At 60.1% G+C, this 17,265-nt stretch carries 16 protein-coding genes; 12 read left to right on the forward strand and 4 right to left on the reverse strand.

Annotated features, from left to right (window positions below):
* Nucleotides 1-126 precede the first annotated feature (126 nt).
* The 4 genes from J3A64_RS22900 to J3A64_RS22915 all read right to left on the reverse strand — a co-directional run bounded on the left by J3A64_RS22900 (nt 127) and on the right by J3A64_RS22915 (nt 4,096).
* On the reverse strand, nt 127-330 hold the full coding sequence (locus J3A64_RS22900) for a hypothetical protein (protein ID WP_210066345.1): 204 nt from the start codon (nt 328-330) through the stop codon (nt 127-129).
* A gap of 153 nt (nt 331-483) precedes the next feature.
* A complete protein-coding gene (locus J3A64_RS22905; RefSeq protein ID WP_210066347.1) occupies nt 484-1,323 on the reverse strand; it encodes a cyclase family protein in 840 nt (279 codons plus the stop codon).
* Nucleotides 1,324-1,378: 55 nt separating this feature from the next.
* On the reverse strand, nt 1,379-3,025 hold the full coding sequence (locus J3A64_RS22910; RefSeq protein ID WP_210066349.1) for a thiamine pyrophosphate-binding protein: 1,647 nt from the start codon (nt 3,023-3,025) through the stop codon (nt 1,379-1,381).
* A gap of 129 nt (nt 3,026-3,154) precedes the next feature.
* On the reverse strand, nt 3,155-4,096 hold the full coding sequence (locus J3A64_RS22915; RefSeq protein ID WP_210066351.1) for a LysR substrate-binding domain-containing protein: 942 nt from the start codon (nt 4,094-4,096) through the stop codon (nt 3,155-3,157).
* A 121-nt stretch (nt 4,097-4,217) separates the two neighbouring features.
* Between J3A64_RS22915 and J3A64_RS22920 the strand changes: the two genes are divergently transcribed.
* From J3A64_RS22920 to J3A64_RS22975, 12 genes are all read left to right on the forward strand, one after another.
* A complete protein-coding gene (locus tag J3A64_RS22920; RefSeq protein ID WP_210066352.1) occupies nt 4,218-5,696 on the forward strand; it encodes a 2-hydroxymuconic semialdehyde dehydrogenase in 1,479 nt (492 codons plus the stop codon).
* Entirely contained in the window at nt 5,693-6,481 is a 789-nt protein-coding gene (locus J3A64_RS22925) for a 2-keto-4-pentenoate hydratase (RefSeq protein ID WP_210066354.1), read from the forward strand. The genes J3A64_RS22920 and J3A64_RS22925 overlap by 4 nt, the downstream gene beginning before the upstream one ends.
* Nucleotides 6,478-6,939, forward strand: a complete 462-nt coding sequence (locus tag J3A64_RS22930) for a RidA family protein (protein WP_210066356.1) — start codon at nt 6,478-6,480, stop codon at nt 6,937-6,939. Before J3A64_RS22925 ends, J3A64_RS22930 begins: the two co-directional genes overlap by 4 nt.
* Nucleotides 6,936-7,481: a 3-hydroxyanthranilate 3,4-dioxygenase gene (locus tag J3A64_RS22935; protein WP_210066358.1), complete on the forward strand. Its 546-nt coding sequence runs from the start codon at nt 6,936-6,938 to the stop codon at nt 7,479-7,481. The genes J3A64_RS22930 and J3A64_RS22935 overlap by 4 nt, the downstream gene beginning before the upstream one ends.
* A gap of 39 nt (nt 7,482-7,520) precedes the next feature.
* Nucleotides 7,521-8,576 carry an amidohydrolase family protein gene (locus J3A64_RS22940; RefSeq protein WP_307807233.1) on the forward strand — a complete coding sequence of 352 codons (1,056 nt, stop codon included), beginning with the start codon at nt 7,521-7,523 and terminating at the stop codon, nt 8,574-8,576.
* Between the two features lie 70 nt (nt 8,577-8,646).
* Nucleotides 8,647-9,996, forward strand: coding sequence for an MFS transporter (locus tag J3A64_RS22945; RefSeq protein ID WP_210066361.1), 1,350 nt, complete (start codon nt 8,647-8,649; stop codon nt 9,994-9,996).
* A 76-nt stretch (nt 9,997-10,072) separates the two neighbouring features.
* A complete protein-coding gene (locus tag J3A64_RS22950; RefSeq protein ID WP_210066363.1) occupies nt 10,073-11,215 on the forward strand; it encodes a thiolase family protein in 1,143 nt (380 codons plus the stop codon).
* A 309-nt stretch (nt 11,216-11,524) separates the two neighbouring features.
* The gene (locus J3A64_RS22955) at nt 11,525-13,141 is read left to right on the forward strand and encodes an ATP-dependent acyl-CoA ligase (RefSeq protein ID WP_210066365.1); all 1,617 of its coding nucleotides are present in this window, start codon (nt 11,525-11,527) and stop codon (nt 13,139-13,141) included.
* Between the two features lie 81 nt (nt 13,142-13,222).
* Complete coding sequence (locus tag J3A64_RS22960; RefSeq protein ID WP_210066368.1) at nt 13,223-14,032, forward strand: 2-keto-4-pentenoate hydratase; 810 nt, start codon at nt 13,223-13,225, stop codon at nt 14,030-14,032.
* Between the two features lie 39 nt (nt 14,033-14,071).
* Nucleotides 14,072-15,028 carry an acetaldehyde dehydrogenase (acetylating) gene (locus J3A64_RS22965; RefSeq protein ID WP_210066370.1) on the forward strand — a complete coding sequence of 319 codons (957 nt, stop codon included), beginning with the start codon at nt 14,072-14,074 and terminating at the stop codon, nt 15,026-15,028.
* Nucleotides 15,025-16,059, forward strand: coding sequence for a 4-hydroxy-2-oxovalerate aldolase (dmpG, locus tag J3A64_RS22970; RefSeq protein WP_210066372.1), 1,035 nt, complete (start codon nt 15,025-15,027; stop codon nt 16,057-16,059). Before J3A64_RS22965 ends, dmpG begins: the two co-directional genes overlap by 4 nt.
* Nucleotides 16,060-16,159: 100 nt before the next feature.
* Nucleotides 16,160-17,125 carry a quinone oxidoreductase gene (locus tag J3A64_RS22975; RefSeq protein ID WP_210066374.1) on the forward strand — a complete coding sequence of 322 codons (966 nt, stop codon included), beginning with the start codon at nt 16,160-16,162 and terminating at the stop codon, nt 17,123-17,125.
* The last annotated feature ends 140 nt before the right edge of the window (nt 17,126-17,265 follow it).

Consider the following 17,265-nt stretch of genomic DNA (forward strand, 5'->3'; position numbering starts at 1 on the left):
CCTCCTAGGGGCTTGCTGCACAACAGGTTCGGGTCGTAGCCGGGGCGAGCCAGCACTGAGGGACGAAAGGGCCGTCGCAGGTAAACCTGCTTCAGCCCGAGGGTATCTCTCGGGCTCGCGCACCCATTACGTAACCTTGAACGGTGTGGTCGACACGCCGGGGCGTTCTCGCCTTCTGGGCGGGTAAAGATTGTCATCGGTCATTCGGTATCGAAGCTCGCCGACGAGCTGGCCCGGTTCGAGCCAAACCTCGTAGTTGTCCGCGGCCAGGAACAATTCACGCCCGTAAGGCCCGTCCGCTGCCACCCAGATCATGCTTGAATCGGGCATTACGGCTTCCACCGTTCCCGCGCGGACCAACGCTCCCCGCTGCCTTATCTCTATGGGGACTCCGTCCAATCGGTGCCACTCAGATGCTGGATACTGCATCATCGAATTGCCCTGTCATGGAGCCCGCCGGTGCCTTCCGCATGGATCAAGAGATCACTCTCCTTCGATTGGGCTGTCCGTGGCAGTGGATCCGGACCCGGACTCTTCAACGAACGCCAGAACGCGCGCTGGACTGGCCGTTCCGCCCACGATGGGTAAGGGCGTGACGACGATGAAAGCGCCTGCTGCCGGTAATTGGTGGAGGTTTTTCAGGGATGTAACCCCGTATTTGTCGTTTCCGAGAAGGAAATGATGCATGGGGAAAGGCGGCTCCAAGCTGAAGCCTGCACCGGCGTCGATCCCAACGGTTTCGACACCAAAGCCGGCAATGTCGGTCTCCTCAGCGAGCCAGCGCGCGCACTCTGCAGAGACGCCGGGTGTATGCGGACCCGACCCATCAGCATTGAGGAAGAGAGCTTCGTTGTCTCCGAAAGCATCCCATCCTGTGCGGTAAAGCAACCACGCACCCTTGGGCAACTTGCCGTACCGGGCTTCCCAAGACTCGATGTGGCGGACCTCAAGCAGGAAATCAGGGTCTGCAGCGGCTTCAGCCGACGCATCGATCAGAACGGCGGGGCCGACGAGTTTTTCGGGTGGCAGTTGTGAAATGTCCCGTCCTTCCCTCCCGCTGATCCAGTGGATGGGCGCGTCAACGTGAGTGCCAAAATGTTCCCCCACATGAATGTTGTTGTGCGCCCACATTGGTCCGCGTTCGTCGTATGCAGCGACCTCTTCGAGACTGAGATCAATGACATTGGACAGCGGCGCCGGCAGGCGCAGGGCAGGAGTCTCAGGGGTCAAGGGCGTTGTCAGGTCGATGACGCGGATGCTCCCGTGGGTAAGGCCTTCAATCAGGTTGGCCAGCACATCCGGCGTTGGCTTTATATTGGTCATATGCGTGATGCCTGCGTGGTCAATGTGGGGTCCTTCCTTGCTGGCCTTACTGGCATTAGTGGCCCTTGAATGCTTCCTCAAGCCACCAGGACGCGAAGCTGACGGTCTTTGCATCGATGAGGAGCGGCTTGTCACGGCCTCCGTCGAGCCACTCACGCACCGGCTCCAAATCTTCGGGATTCCGCACGGTCTGAGCTGCAAAGCCGTAACCGCGCGCGATGGCTGCGAAGTCGGTGTCGGGAAAAGTAATAAGCCCCAGGGCGTCATCGTCCTCGCCGAAGTGGTGTACTTCCGCTCCGTAAGCAGAGTCGTTGTAGACGATGACCACCAGCGGGATACCCAGCCTCACAACGGACTCCATCTCCGCCGCCGCCATCAGGGCGCCGCCGTCACCGGTGCCGAGGACCGGGAGCCTGTCGGGCTGTGCGTATGCTGCCCCGATTGCACTGGCCAGACCGAGACCCACACATTGGAAGGCCTGGCTGAAGACGAGCCCGTTCTCGTCAGGAATATCAAGGAAGGCGCTGGGATATCCGAGGAAGTTGCCCGAATCGACGGCCACTACCCTTTCCTTGTCGAGCATCCCGTCCAAAGCAATGGTGAGGGTCCGGGGATCGATGCGTTCTCCATCGCCCAGGTCCTCGTAAGGGACGTCCTGCCATCGGCCTTCGGACTTGATGGCTTGTGCGATCTCTTCGGTACGGTAGCCAACACGGGAGAAACCGCGGCTGCGGAGCTCGCTGGCGGTTGCTGCTGCCGTAAGCCCTGCGTCGCCCAAGACGCCGAAGTCTACGGGCCGGTGCTTGCCGGGTGCCAGTGGATCAACGTCTACCTGCACCACAGTGGTGGCGGGGCCAATGAGTTCGCCGTGCCGCATGGTCCACATGTTCAACGCAGAACCAAAGGAGATGATGAGGTCGGAGTCCTGGATGGTACGAGCCGCCAGCGGTGTACTGAAGCCACCGGAAATGTCCAGATAGAACGGATCGTCATTGAACAGCCCGCGGGCGACCGCCGAGGTTGCCAAAAGGGCTCCCGAAACTTCCGCAAGATCGCGGAGTTGAGGTCCGGCACCGCGCCCTCCGCGGCCGGCGATGATGACGGGACGATACGACCGCTCGATGAGGTCGGCCAGGTGACTGATGTCTTCGGCAACTGGTGCGGCCACCGTTGAAAGGGCGGCCCCGCTGGCAACTGAGGCACCATACTCTTCGGTGGTTTCGGAGTTTTGGATGTCCAAGGGGAGATTGATCAGCACAGGAATGCGGCGCGTTACTGCCGTCCTGTAGGCAAGGGCAACGTCCCGGGCGGCAGTCTCCCTCGAGATGCGGAAGCTGGCGGCTCCAACGGATTCGACCAGATTGCTCTGCTCGATGCGGAAATTGGAATGAATGGCCGAAGACGCAACTTCTGCGGCAAGAATCAGCATTGGTGTGCCGGATTTCGCAGCTTCCGCGACGCCGGTGATGGCATTAGTCAGCCCGCATCCCTGGTGCAAGGAGATAACAGGGACTGAGCTGCCCACTCGTCCAAAGGCGTCCGCCATAGACGCGGCTCCACCCTCGTGACGCGCCGCCACGTACGTGGCGCCGCCAGCAATGAGGGCCTTGGTCACGTCATAGTTGCCGCTGCCGACAACACCAAAAACTTGGCGGACACCAAGCCCTATCAGCGTTTCGGCCACTTTTTCAAAAACACGCATCTGATTGGTACCTCTGGTTCTGGTAACTGGAAGCTCTATACGAAAATGCTGCCTGCGACGGGCTCGTCTGGCTAATGCCTATTTCAGTCAGGGAACCTGAATAAGGCATAGCTGCGGATGAGCCCGCCATCAGGAAGCCGAAAGGGTCTTCCGGATTTCGACAGCTACTTGTTCAAAACAGCGCAGCATCAACACCACTGCCGGGCTCGGCAGCCTGTCCTGCAAGGTGGTCACGCCAACCGTTTGACTGATGCCTTTGATTCTCGCTCCGACAATGCGAAGCAGGGGATCGGCGGTGCCGATAGTGCGCGGCTGGAGCGCAAGAAAGTCCGTTTCGGCGACGATGGCACGAAGCGTCATGGTAGAGGAGCAATCCACCTGTTGTTCGGGAAGTTCCAGGCGTTCACGGGCAAAGGCGGTCTCGAGTTCCCCGCGCAGTGCCGTCTGCGCTACCGGCATGACCCACGGGTAGTTCCGTAATTGGTTCAAGGCGGTTTCGCCCCGCTCAAAAACAGGATGACCATGTCTTGCCACGACCTCGAAGGGCTCGTGGTACAGGGCCGCCTGCTGCAATTCAGGAACGTCAGGATGCGGGGTAAGGCGCCCAACGACTATGTCGATTTCTCCCGCAACCAGTCCGTTGGTCAATCGATCAGGAGTTGCTTCGTGGACGTGGACGCTGACATGTGGCCTTTGTTGCTTTAGCCGCGCAATCGCTTTGGGCAGCAGCAGGTTGCCTCCGGCGACATACGTGCCGATGGTCACTGAACCGGCACTGGCGTCCGCCAGCTCTGCTATGTGCTGGGTCGCTTGCTGGAGGTGACCGACCACTGCCCGTGCGTGACTGATGAAGACTTCGGCAAATGGCGTGGGGCGGACCCCGCGGGCGCCCCTTTCAAAAAGAGGCGCCCCGAGGGCATCTTCAACTTCGCGCAAACCGCGGCTGACCGCGGGCTGCGTGATGTACAGGTGCCTGGCCGCGCTGACGATTGTCCCGTGATCGGCGATAGCTAAGACCAACACCAGATGACGGATCTTCAGAGGGCCATTCAGCAAGGTTCTGATGTCCATGCCGATGATGATATGCCCATATGGACATGGCTTGCACCCGAAAAGGCATTCGACGGACATGGTTTGGGTCCAGCAGACTGGTGATACAACCCACACCGACGAACCGGGAGAAGCACCCATCATGGCGATTCCTACTCTGCGCAACTTCGTCGGCGGAGCCTTCCTTGACGCCGCCGGCAAGACATTTGAAAAGATCAGCCCCGTTGATGGCAGCGTTGTCGCCCACGTTGCCGAGGCCGACCGCGGCACTATTGACATGGCGGTCAAGGCCGGTCGGAGCGCACTTCAAGGCCGCTGGGGGAGTTCCACCGTCAATGAACGCGCAGCCCTGCTGCGGCGTATCGCGGATCGCATCGAAGCACGATTCGACGATCTGCTCGCCGCCGAAATCGCCGATACCGGCAAACCGGAAGCACTCGCCAGGGACCTCGACGTAGCCCGTGCAGCAGCCAACTTCCGCGCGTTTGCAGATATCATCGCCGCCGAAGGCCTGGACTCCTTCCTCACCGAACTTCCCGACGGCCGACGGGCCCTGAACTACGCTTTGCGCCGCCCGCTGGGCGTAGTCGCCGTAGTAGTGCCGTGGAACCTGCCTCTGTTGCTGTTGACCTGGAAAGTGGCTCCCGCAATCGCCTGCGGCAATGTGGTGATCGTCAAGCCATCGGAGGAAACGCCGTCGTCCGCGACCCTCCTGGCTGAGATCATGGCCGAGGCCGGCGTACCCGATGGCGTGTTCAACCTGGTCCACGGCTTTGGTCCAGGATCGGCTGGCGAATTCCTCACCACGCATGAAGGCATCGACGGAATCACTTTTACAGGGGAGTCATCCACCGGCTCAGCCATCATGCACGCGGCAGCGTCCAACGTCCGCCCGGTCTCTTTTGAACTCGGCGGTAAGAATGCTGCACTCGTTTTCGCAGACGCGGACCTCGAAGCTGCTGTGGACGGGCTCACCCGGTCAATCTTCACCAACACCGGGCAAGTCTGTCTCTGCACCGAGCGGGTCTACATCCAGCGTCCCATCTTTGATGATGTCGTAGCTGGACTTTCTGAGCGCGCCAGAGGCTTGACGCTAGGTCAGCCCATGGATCCCCGGACCACCACCGGACCACTGATCTCCCTTACTCACAGGCAGAAAGTTCTTTCATACCTCGAACGCGCTAAGCAGCTAGGCGGTGAGGCGATCGTGGGTGGTGGAATCCCGAATCTGGGCCACGAACTCAGTGGTGGCGCTTGGATTGAACCGACGCTCTGGACCGGGCTCAGCCACGACGCACCCGTGATGCGCGAAGAAGTCTTCGGCCCTGTCGCAGGCCTGATTCCCTTTGACGACGAAGAAGAGGCCGTGCGCTTGGCCAACGACACGAAGTACGGCCTGGCTGCTGCTGTTTGGACCACCAATCTGGAGAGAGGACACCGGGTTGCTGGCCGTATGAACACCGGAATTGCATGGGTCAACACCTGGTTCCTACGCGACCTGCGCTCACCCTTCGGCGGAGCCGGGCTGTCCGGTATCGGCCGCGAAGGCGGAACCCACTCCCTCCACTTTTATACCCAACCCACCAACGTGTGCGTAAACCTGAGCGAGGCAACACGATGAACGCAACCCACCCAGCCCCACCAATCAGCGAGATTGCGCGCAGACTCGATCAGGCCGAACGTAAAGGCATCGCCATAAAACAATTCGGCGATGTGCTGTCGCTTGAAGTTGCCTACGAGGTACAGGCCGAATTGCGGGACCTTCGCCTGGCACGGGGAGAGCACCTTACAGGCGCGAAGCTGGGGTTCACCAGCGAGGCGAAGATGGCGCAGATGGGTGTGAAGGAAGTGATCGTTGGATTCCTCACCTCGACCATGGAAGTGCACAACGGCGACCGGCTTCGGCTTGACGGGTCCGTTCACCCGCGCGTTGAACCCGAAGTCGCCTTCCGCTTCGGCCAGGCCGTTCCGCCAGATGCATCGGAGGAGCAGATCATTGCAAGCGTAGACGCAGTGGCACCCGCGCTTGAGATCATCGATTCGCGTTATCTCAACTTCTCGTTCAGTCTCGCTGACGTCGTTGCTGACAATACTTCGGCCAGTCGCTACGTCCTGGGCGAGTGGACTACCTTTACGGACGATCTTGCCGGTCGGACGGTAACACTGCTTGTTGACGGATCCATCACCGAAACAGGCACCACTTCGGCTATCCTCGGTGACCCCCTAAACGCACTGCGGGAGTTTGCCCGGATGTACCGCCGCCACGGAGCCGGGCTCCCTGCCGGTGCAGTACTGCTGGCAGGCGCAGCAACTGCTGCCGTTCCACTCTCACCAGGGTCCACCATCACGGCCATCGTCGCCGGCATCGGCAGCGTTGAACTGGAGACGGCAGGAGCTGACTCATGAGCGGGGCGAAACTCATAGGGGACATGGCAAAGCCCCGTGGCCGCTTTCCCCACGTCAAGACTGCCGGTGACGTGATCTACGTTTCCGGGACAAGCAGCAGGCGACCGGACAACACCTTCGTTGGTGTTGAAGCAGACGAACTGGGCACCACGAACCTCGACATTCGTGCGCAGACCCAAGCGGTCATCGAGAACATTGGACGCATTCTCCAGAGCGTCGGCGCCTCTCTCGACGACGTCGTTCAAGTCACTGCTTTCCTCGTCAACATGAATGACTTTGGCGGTTACAACGAAGTGTACGGACATTATTTCGACGAGGACGGTCCGGCCCGCACCACCGTCGCCGTCCACCAGCTTCCACATCCACACCTTCTTATCGAAATCCAGGCGATAGCCCACAGGAGGCAACCGCCGAAAACACCGACACAACAACTGGAACAACAAGGAGCAGGACAATGACCACAAGCACCAACAAAACAAGCATCCTTCCCGTTTTCAACTTCCAGCAGTGGCTGGCCGAAAACGAGGCCTCATTGAAGCCGCCGGTAAACAACAAAGCAATGTGGACCCAGGTCGATGACTTCATCGTCCAGGTGGTCGGCGGCCCCAACCAGCGCACCGATTTCCACGTCGATCCCTACGAGGAGTGGTTCTACCAGGTAAAGGGCAACATGCACGTCAACGTCGTCACTGACGAAGGCATCAAGCGGGTAGACGTCCGGGAGGGTGAGATGTGGCTGCTCTCGGGCAACATCCCCCACTCACCCCAGCGACCCGAAGCCGGCTCCATCGGCATCGTGATCGAGCGCATCCGGGAGGAAGGAACCACGGAGAAGTTCCAGTGGTACTGCCTTGAGTGTTCCGACCTCATCCATGAGGTCGAACTCCAGGTCCGGGACATCGTGGAAGACCTGCCGCCCGTATTCGAACAGTTCTACGCCAGCGACGCTTCCGCGCGCACGTGCAAGAACTGCGGGGCTGTCCACCCCGGCCGGGGCTAAGCAACCCCTCCGGAAAACGCATCTAAGGAAAAGATCCCTGTGACCAACCTTTCACCAACCATCGACATCCACACCCACTACGTGCCGAACGGGTGGCCCGACCTTGCCCAGGAAACTGGCGCAAACGGGCCCTGGCCGTGGCTCCGCAGCGATTCGGAACGGGAAGCGATGCTCATGCTGGGCTCCGCTGAATTCCGGCCCCTCCGCTCGAACGCCTGGGCCGCCGAAGAGCGGCTCGCCGCCATGGATGCGGACGGGGTGGACGTACAGGTTGTCTCACCTACCCCTGTGTTCTTCTCCTACGCCCGCGATCCAAAAGAAGCGGTCAAAGTGAGCCGGATCTTCAATGATCTGGCGTTGGAGGTCTGTGATCCAGCACCCCAACGCCTCATCCCTTTCTGTCAGGTGCCGCTGCAGGACACGGATGCTGCGTGCCGTGAACTTGACCGGTCACTGGAGAACGGCCACGTGGGCGTTGAAATCGGCAACCACGTGGGCGACCGCGACCTGGACGATGAAGGCATCATCACCTTCCTGCAACACTGCGCAGACCGGAACGCCGCCGTTTTTGTGCACCCTTGGGACATGCCCACTTCACCCCGGCTCGATCGGTGGATGGCACGCTGGTTAGTGGGCATGCCCGGGGAAACACACCTGTCCATACTGTCGCTCATCCTCGGAGGGGGCTTTGACAGACTGCCCCCCCACCTACGCCTGTGCTTTGCACACGGCGGTGGCTCTTTTCCCTACTGGGTAGGGCGCATGGACAATGCCTGGCACCAGCGCCCGGACCTCATCGCCACCTCCGAGTTCCCCCCATCGCACTACCTGAACCGGTTCAGCGTGGACTCAGTAGTTTTCAATGACGCCTCTTTGCGGCTGCTTACCGACGTCATGGGAAGCGAGCACATCATGCTGGGATCAGATTTCCCCTATCCCTTGGGCGAAAGGCCCGCGGGAAACCTCATCAGAAAGTCTGCCTTCTTGACTCGAGAACAACAGAGTCAAATCCTGAGCAGTAACGCACAAAAATTTCTCGGGATGGACGTCGACGCTGACATCCGGACCTTCAACGAAACACCGGCCAGTGCTTGATGGCTGACCCGAAGATCCCCGATGTCGTGGATCTTCACCCCTTACCCCCCCTTTTTCCCAGGAGACGCTCATGTCACAAAAAGCCCCAGGCGCCAGCGACGCCAAAAGCCATGGAATTAAGCGCTATATCGTTGCATCCCTCATCGGGAATTCGCTCGAATGGTACGACTTCTTCCTCTATGCGACGGCGGCTGCCATCGTATTCGGAAAACTGTTCTTCCCGGCCGGCACTGACCCGCTTGTTGGTACTTTGGGAGCCTTCGTAGGCTTCGCGGTTGGGTTCGCTGCCCGTCCTTTTGGCGGGATTCTCTTCGGTCACATCGGTGACCGGGTGAGCCGGAAAACGGCCCTGGTGTTGACCCTGACCATCATGGGTATCGCCACCTTCCTGATGGGCCTGCTGCCCACGTTCCAGCAGGTAGGCATCTGGGCACCTATCTTGCTGGTCGTTCTGCGTGTTCTTCAAGGCATCGCTGCCGGCGGTGAGTGGGGCGGCGGCGTTCTGATCATCAGCGAAAACTCATCGGATAAGCGCCGCGGCTTGTTTTCGGCCTTCAGCCAGGGCGGCGTTACCCTCGGGTTTGTCCTCGCCTCGGCGGCTTTCTATCTCGCCCAGCTACTTCCAGAGGAACAATTCTTGGCGTGGGGCTGGCGTTTGCCGTTCCTCTTGAGCATCCTGTTGTTCGGCGTGGGAATGTACATCCGGTTCCGCTTGCCGGAGACCAAAGAATTCGAGCAGGTCAAGAACGACGGCGAACGGGCCGCGTTGCCAGTACTGGCGGCACTGCGGACGCACCCCAAGGAGATCCTGGTCGCCATGGGGCTCCGGATGGCAGAAAACGGCGGCTCCTACCTGCTGCTGTCATTCTCACTTGTTTACGGTGTGCATGTGGGAGTCGAACGGGGAACACTGCTGTTGGGCGTCATGCTCTCGATGCTGTTTGCATTCTGCACCATTGTTTTCTTTGGGCATCTATCCGACAAGATCGGCCGCCGAAAAGTCTACGCAATTGGGGCCACCGCCCTGGCACTCATGGCCTTCCCCTTCTTCTGGCTCATCGACTCGAACTCGCCAGGCCTTATTGTTCTCGCCTATTTCATCGGAAACGGAATTTGCCACGCCGCGATGATCGGGGCCCAGCCCGCCTTCTTCCACGAACTGTTCAGCCCCGAAGTGCGCTATTCAGGAATGGCACTGGGACACGAAGTAGCAGCTGTTTTTGCCGGCGGACTGGCACCATTCATCGCTACCGCACTCCTGTTGACCTACAACAGCTCAACGCCGGTTGCCCTGTACGCGATCGGCCTCGCTGCCATCACACTGATTGCGTTGGCCTTTTCCCGGAATGTAGGCCAGCACCGAACATCCCCTACGGATACCCAAAAGCACATCGACGACATTAGAGTCGGCCGCCGCTAGCCTCGTCCATACCTGCCGGAGCCCCCACTGTGGCACTCCGTGGGCTCCACCCCAACTGAACAGAAGAGAACCAGACATGGCAGTATCCATCATCGGCGCCGGCGAATCTCCGTATACGCGGCATCCACGACTGGGGACCACAACATCGGGCACACTCGTTGACGCGGTGAGCCGCGCGCTCAAAGATGCCGGGCTTTCCCCCAACGACGTCGACGGTTTCGCGGTATCAAGCTTCACCTTGGACCCAGACCACGCTATCGACCTCGCATGGAGGATGGGTCTGAAGCTGACGTGGCTCATGCAAGATACCAACGGTGGTGCCAGCGCCGGGAACATGCTGCAGCACGCAGTCCACGCCATCGAAGCAGGCGACGCCTCGGTCGTTGTACTCGCTGCGGGCGATCTCATGGACCATGGTGCCTTCGCCAACCTCGTTGCGAAGTACAACCGGGCCACGGCTGACCATTTGACCCCGTTGCCGATGTCAGGTCCCAACGCGCTTTTTGCCATGCTGACTACCCGCCAGATGGAGAAGTTTGGACTGGCCCGGGAGGACTACGGACGCATTGCAGTGGCCCAGCGGGAATGGGCGGGCCTGAACCCAGGGGCGGTGTACCGCGCACCTTTGACACTTGAGGAGTACCTTGCCGCTCCTTTGGTTGCCGAACCCCTGGGCCGCTTCGACTGTGTTCCCCCTGTTACAGGTGCCGACGCCGTTGTGGTGGTTGCGGACGAGAGGGCAACCGGACAGCGTAGGGCGAAGATTCTTTCGACCACCGCTTCCTACAATTCGGACAACCAGGCGGGCGATGGCCTGGTCACCGGCTTGCGGTCTTGCGCACCCTTGGCATGGGAAAGAGCGGGCGTGTCCCCGGAGGATGTGGACCTCATAAGTGTCTACGACGACTATCCGGCAATGGTGGTCGCCCAGCTCGTGGACATGGGAGCGGTCGGAGAGAACGCGGACATCCCGGAATTCATCAGGTCCCGGATTCAGCCCCGGGAACTGGCCATCAATACCTCTGGAGGGCAGCTCTCCGCTGGGCAGGCAGGATCTGCTGGCGGCATGCATGGCCTCGTGGAGGCCGTAAGGCAACTGCGGGGACAAGGGGGCGACCGGCAGGTGCAAGCGAAACTGGCCGCAGTAAGCGGCTACGGCATGGTGCTGTACCGCTACGGTGCGTGCGCAAACCTAGCAGTCTTGGAGGCTTCTGAATGAGTGCTGTTTTTCAAAGATGCGTCAATTGCCGGGCGGCATACTTCCCGTTCCGCCTCATCTGCTCCACATGCTTCGAGTCATCATTCATTGATGACGAGGTCGACTCCGGGCTGGTGGAATCTGTCACCCTGCTTTCGAGCGGGCAGCAAACAGCCACCGTAGCGTGCCTCGAGGACCTCCACTTCATTGCCCGGATTCAAGGGGGAACAGTGGAAGCAGGCGACCGAATCAGTCTCACTAACACTGCCAGCCAAGAAACCGCCCTTGCGGGCTACGTACCTTTTCAGAGAACTGAAGTCTAGGAGTACCATGTTCGACGATACCTACCGCGCAGGTTCGGGGCCTGCCTCGATGACAGTCCCCGGCCTGCTGATAAACCGGGCAATAGAGCGCCCCAACGCACCGCTGCTGCGCTGCGGATCCCTGCGCCGTGACGGTCAGCAAATGCTGGAAGCCATTGCGCTGGCCGGAGGAGTTCTGGTGAATCACGGCATCCGTCCCGGTGACCGTGTGGCGTTGATGTCCTCTAACCGGGTGGAACTCCTGGACCTCATCCTGGGGTGCGCATGGGTGGGCGCCATAGCTGTTCCCATCAATACAGCCGCCCGCGGCGAGCAGCTTCACCACATTCTTGCCAACTCCGAGTCGTCGCTTCTCGTCACGGAGAGTGCACTGCTTGAGCATGTGGACCGCATTCCGGAGCTTTCATCATTGCGACAGATCTGGCTTCTGGATGAGCCGGATCCCAGTCTCGGCAGCCGGTACCCCGTAACTGGTCTTCCCCAGCCGGATTCGCGAGCCGAGCCTGTACCCGTGCTTCCGGCCGACACTGCCGCAATCCTGTACACATCCGGTACCACCGGAGTGTCCAAGGGTGTTCAATGCCCGCAGGGCCAGTTCTACTGGTGGGGCGTCAACGTATCCCAGCAGCTTGAGCTTACAGACAAGGACGTGCTCTACACCTGCTTGCCGCTTTTCCACACGAATGCCCTTAATGCTTTCAGCCAAGCACTGGTCAGCGGCGCTGAATACGTCCTGGGACCTCGCTTCTCGGCCTCGCGGTTCTGGTCGGATGTTCACAGTGCAGGCGCGACATTCACGTATCTGCTCGGCGCAATGGTGAGCATCCTCGCCAGCAAACCACCCACTCCACTGGACCGGGCGCACGGAGTGGTCGCCGCGCTCGCTCCGGCAACACCTGCCGGGTTGTTGGCTTCTTTCCGCGATCGGTTCGGGATTACCCTGATGGACGGCTACGGTTCAACCGAAACCAACTCAATCGTGGCCTCCAGCCGGAGCGAGCAAAGGCCCGGCTTTATGGGAAAAGTGCAGCCCGGTTTCAGTGCCCGCGTCGTCGACGAGTACGGGCTGGAAGTTCCCGCCGGACAACCAGGTGAGCTTCTCTTGCGCAGCGACCAACCCCATGCCTTCGCCACTGGCTACTATCGGATGCCCGAAGCCACCGTCGCGGCCTGGAAGGACCTCTGGTTTCACACCGGGGACCGCGTTGTGGTGGAAGCAGACGGCTGGGTGCGGTTCGTGGACAGGATCAAGGACGTCATCCGCCGCAGGGGCGAGAACATATCCTCAGCCGAAGTAGAACACGTCCTTCTCGAACACCCTCTGATCAGCGAAGCCGCAGTCTTCGCCGTGGACTCCGAACTCGGTGAAGACGAAGTCATGGCTGCAATCGTCACCAAGGAACCCCTGGAGTTCAGCGACATCGAAGCCTTTTGCGAGCCTCGGCTTGCGAAGTACGCGATCCCGCGCTTCATACGCATCGTTCAGGACCTCCCGAAAACCGAAAACGGCAAAGTGCGGAAAACCGTGCTGAGAGAAGAGGGCACTGCAGCAGCCCAATGGGACAGGGAATCGCAGCAGCACAACAAATCCACGCCGGCATTGAGCCCCACGGGCCATAGATAAGCCAGTCGAGGACCGTCCATGGAACCTCCAGCTGCCAACAACGACAAACCGGCAAGTCTTCACCGGCTGATAGGAACAACAATGCATACAACCATCAAGACCGGGCAGCGGCGGGAAGAGGTCCTGCAGGGCTTCGCCCAGGAGCTGCTCACCGCCACAGTTACCCGAGCCCCTGTGCCACCCCTGCGTGACCGGCTGGCCTCCATGACCACCCAGGATGCGTACGAGGTTCAGGCCGACCAATTGAAGCAACACCAGGCAGCCGGTCGGATTCTCGCCGGGAGGAAAGTCGGCTTGACCTCCCAAGCCATGCAAGCACAACTTGGCGTCGACTCGCCCGACTTCGGCTTCTTCTTCGAAGACATGGTCCATCACGACGGAGCACAAATCCCCAGCGACAGTTTCATCTCTCCAAAAGTTGAACCAGAGTTTGCCTTCCTGCTCAAAGAGGCACTCCAGGGCCCCGGTGTCACCTACCAGCAAGCAGTTGATGCCGTGGAAGCCGTCTACCCTGCGATCGAAATCATCGATTCACGCATCGCTGAATGGGATATCCGATTGGTGGACACCGTGGCGGATAATGCTTCCTGCGGCGCCATCGCAGTTGGCCGGACGCCGCTGGATATCCGCGTCGACGAACTCAAACAGGTCGAATGCACCCTGCGCATTGACGACCATCCGGTCGAAACCGGTACTGGCCAGGCTGTCATGGGTGATCCGATCCTGGCGCTGGTTTGGTTGGCCAACATTTTGGGAGAACAAGGCGTTGCCTTGGAAGCCGGAAACCTTGTCCTCCCGGGGTCATTCACCAAGGCCTTTCCGGTGGTTGCTGACAGCAGCGCGACCGCAGACTTCGGCGACCTTGGATCCCTGACAATCCACTTCACCTAGCCCACGCATAACGACGGCTACCAATCAAAGGAAACCCACATGGCCAAGAAGACCGCCGCAATTGTCGGTTCAGGCAACATCGGGACCGACTTGATGTTCAAGATCATGCGACGCTCGAAAAACGTCGAAGTCAAATACATGATCGGCATCGACCCCAACTCTGACGGCCTTGCCCGCGCAGCCCGCCTCGGCGTGACAGTCTCTTCAGAAGGCGTCGAGTGGCTGCTGGCGCAGGAGGACAAACCAGACTTCGTGTTCGAATGTACTTCCGCTAAAGCCCACGCCGCGAATGCCCCGAAGTACCGGGAGGCGGGAATCCGGGCCATCGACCTCACCCCTGCCGCGGTGGGACCCTACGTCGCCCCGGTAGTTAATTTGGAATCCATCACCGACACCATGAACGTCAACATGATTACCTGCGCCGGCCAAGCGACGACGCCGATCGTCGCCGCAATCTCGTCGGTAGTCCCAGTGGATTATGCGGAAATCGTGGCATCCATAGCGTCGAAGTCTGCTGGCCCCGGCACACGGGCCAACGTCGATGAGTTCACGGAAACTACCGCAGAGGCGCTCCAAGTCGTCGGTGGTGCCAAGCAGGGCAAGGCAATTATCATCATCAACCCGGTGGAACCGCCCATGATCATGAGGAACACCATCTACTGCGCCATACCGGCAGCAGCGGCCGAAGCGGGCCCGACCCAGGAGCGGATCCGGGCTGCGATCAACGAGGCAGTCGAAAAAACACGCGAATACGTTCCGGGATACCAACTGCGTATCGAACCACAGTTCGATAGCGCCCGCGACGACTGGAACGGTGCCGGCAGGGTAGGCGTGTGGGTCCAGGTGAAAGGTGCCGCGGACTACCTTCCCGAATATGCCGGCAACCTGGACATCATCACTGCGGCAGCAACCCGCACTGCAGACTTGCTTGCCGAGAAGATGGACGAGTCTGAGCTCGTCACCGCCTCCACCGAGAACACCAGGAGCCAATCATGACCCCTACGGAAAACAGCGGTTCAAGCATCCGCCTGACAGATACCACCCTGCGCGATGGTTCACACGCAATGAGTCACCGATTCACCGAAGCGCACGTACGAAGCGTAGTCCGGGCACTCGACGATGCCCGTGTCGAAGTGATCGAGGTGACCCATGGAGACGGCCTGGGTGGCTCGTCCTTCAACTACGGGTTTTCCCTGACGCCGGAACTTCAACTCATCAAGGCCGCCGTCGATGAAGCCAAACGCGCCAGGATCGCCGTGCTCATGCTTCCGGGCCTGGGCACCATTCACGACCTCAACCAGGCATACGACGTCGGCGCAACAGTTGCGCGGATCGCGACCCACTGCACCGAAGCGGACATCTCCACGCAACATTTCTCCCACGCACGGGATTTAGGCATGGAAACCGTAGGGTTCCTCATGCTCTCCCATCGCGCCAGTCCCGAGGAACTCGCCAAGCAGGCCCGCATCATGGCGGATTCCGGATGTCAGTGCGTTTACGTCGTCGACTCAGCCGGCGCCCTAATTCTTGAGGATGTCTCCGATCGGGTCGCGGCCGTGGTGACCGAACTCGGTGCCGATGCGCAGGTAGGGTTCCATGGCCACCAAAACCTGAGCTTCGGCGTCGCCAATTCGGTCTTCGCTGTACGCGCTGGTGCGCGGCAGATCGACGGCACCCTTGTTGCCCTGGGAGCAGGGGCAGGCAATTCGCCCACGGAAGTACTTGCTGCAGCATTCGACCGGCTCAATATCTCGACGGGCGTAGATACCCAGGGTCTGATGGCCGCTGCGGAAGACATTGTGAAACCTATCATTACCCGCATGCCAGTCATGGACCGTGCTTCAATCATGCAAGGCTACGCCGGGGTCTATTCCTCATTCCTTATCCATGCAGAGCGGGCAGCAGAACGCTACGGAGTGCCGGCCTGGCAGATCCTCCAGGAAGTGGGCAAAGCCGGCTATGTAGGGGGACAGGAAGACATGATCGTCGACGTGGCGTTGAACCTGCAGGCGGCCGAAAACAACTAAGTAACCCTTGTCATCTTTTGTGCGGCATCCCATACCCGTGCTCATCGGAAAATGTCTAGAAAGCTCGCCCGGCTTGGGCTGAACTCACACCAAGGACGCTATGCCCCACGCAATCGTTGCCACCCGCGTCGGCGGGCCCGAAGTCTTAAGCTACCTAAAGGTCCCACGCCCTGTCCCTCAGCGGGGGCAGTTGCTGGTGCGGGTGGCCGCTGCTGGAATCAACTTCAGAGACATCATTGAACGCAGAGGCGCGCGCGAGGCCACTTATCCCTACATACCCGGCACGGAAGCCTCAGGCACTGTTGTGGAAGCAGCCGAAGGGGCTGAGGAATTCAAGGAGGGCGACCGCATAGCTACGGCAGAAAGCACCGGCTGCTACGCGGAATACGCCCTTGTCGACGCGGAAAGAGCTTTGCCAGTACCGGATGACGTCGACGATGTCACCGCCGCCGCACTGACTTTCCAAGGGCTGACTGCCCACTATCTGACAAATTCCTCGTTTGCCGCCGCTGGCCATCACACGGCGCTGGTCAACACAGACGGAGACGAATTGGGCTTGCTCCTGATACAACTGCTCAAGGCCAAAGGCACCCGGGTCATAACTACTGCGCCGACGGACCAAAGGGAAGCCCTTGCTCTTCAAGCCGGAGCAGATCAAACCCTCCGTCGCGCCGATTTCAACACGGACGTCCGCAACCTTACCGATGGACGCGGGGTCGATGTTGTATACGACTGCATCGGTAAGGAGACCTTTACTGAGTCAATTGCCTCGCTCACCGTTCGCGGCACCTTGGTGTCGTTCGGCCAACGCTCGGGTCCTGTCCCTCCCGTCGACCTGCAAGGAACGATAGCTGCTAAGTCAATCACTCTCACGGTGACTTCCATGGCATCGCATCTACAAAACGCCGTCGAGCGGCGCTGGCGCTCCTCGGAGGTCTTCACTGCTGCTGGGAGCAATGCGCTCAAGGTCCTGGTGAGCACTCAATACCCCCTATCAGACGCGTCCCGCGCGCATCAGGAACTTGAAGAGGGCCGACTCCAAGGGAAAGGCATTCTCATTCCTTAGCTATCGGTCCCTCACCACCCCGAAAGTTCGAGTGCGCCCAAAGCCTCTTGACGATCCCCGACCCTGGATACCTTGCCGCAAGGCCCCATTAATAGCCGTATGTCAGTATGGAACGTATTAGCTCCCCAGGCCCGCTGCCG

This window comes from Pseudarthrobacter sp. PvP004 (assembly GCF_017876035.1).
GTDB classification, from domain to species: Bacteria; Actinomycetota; Actinomycetes; order Actinomycetales; family Micrococcaceae; genus Arthrobacter; species Arthrobacter aurescens_A.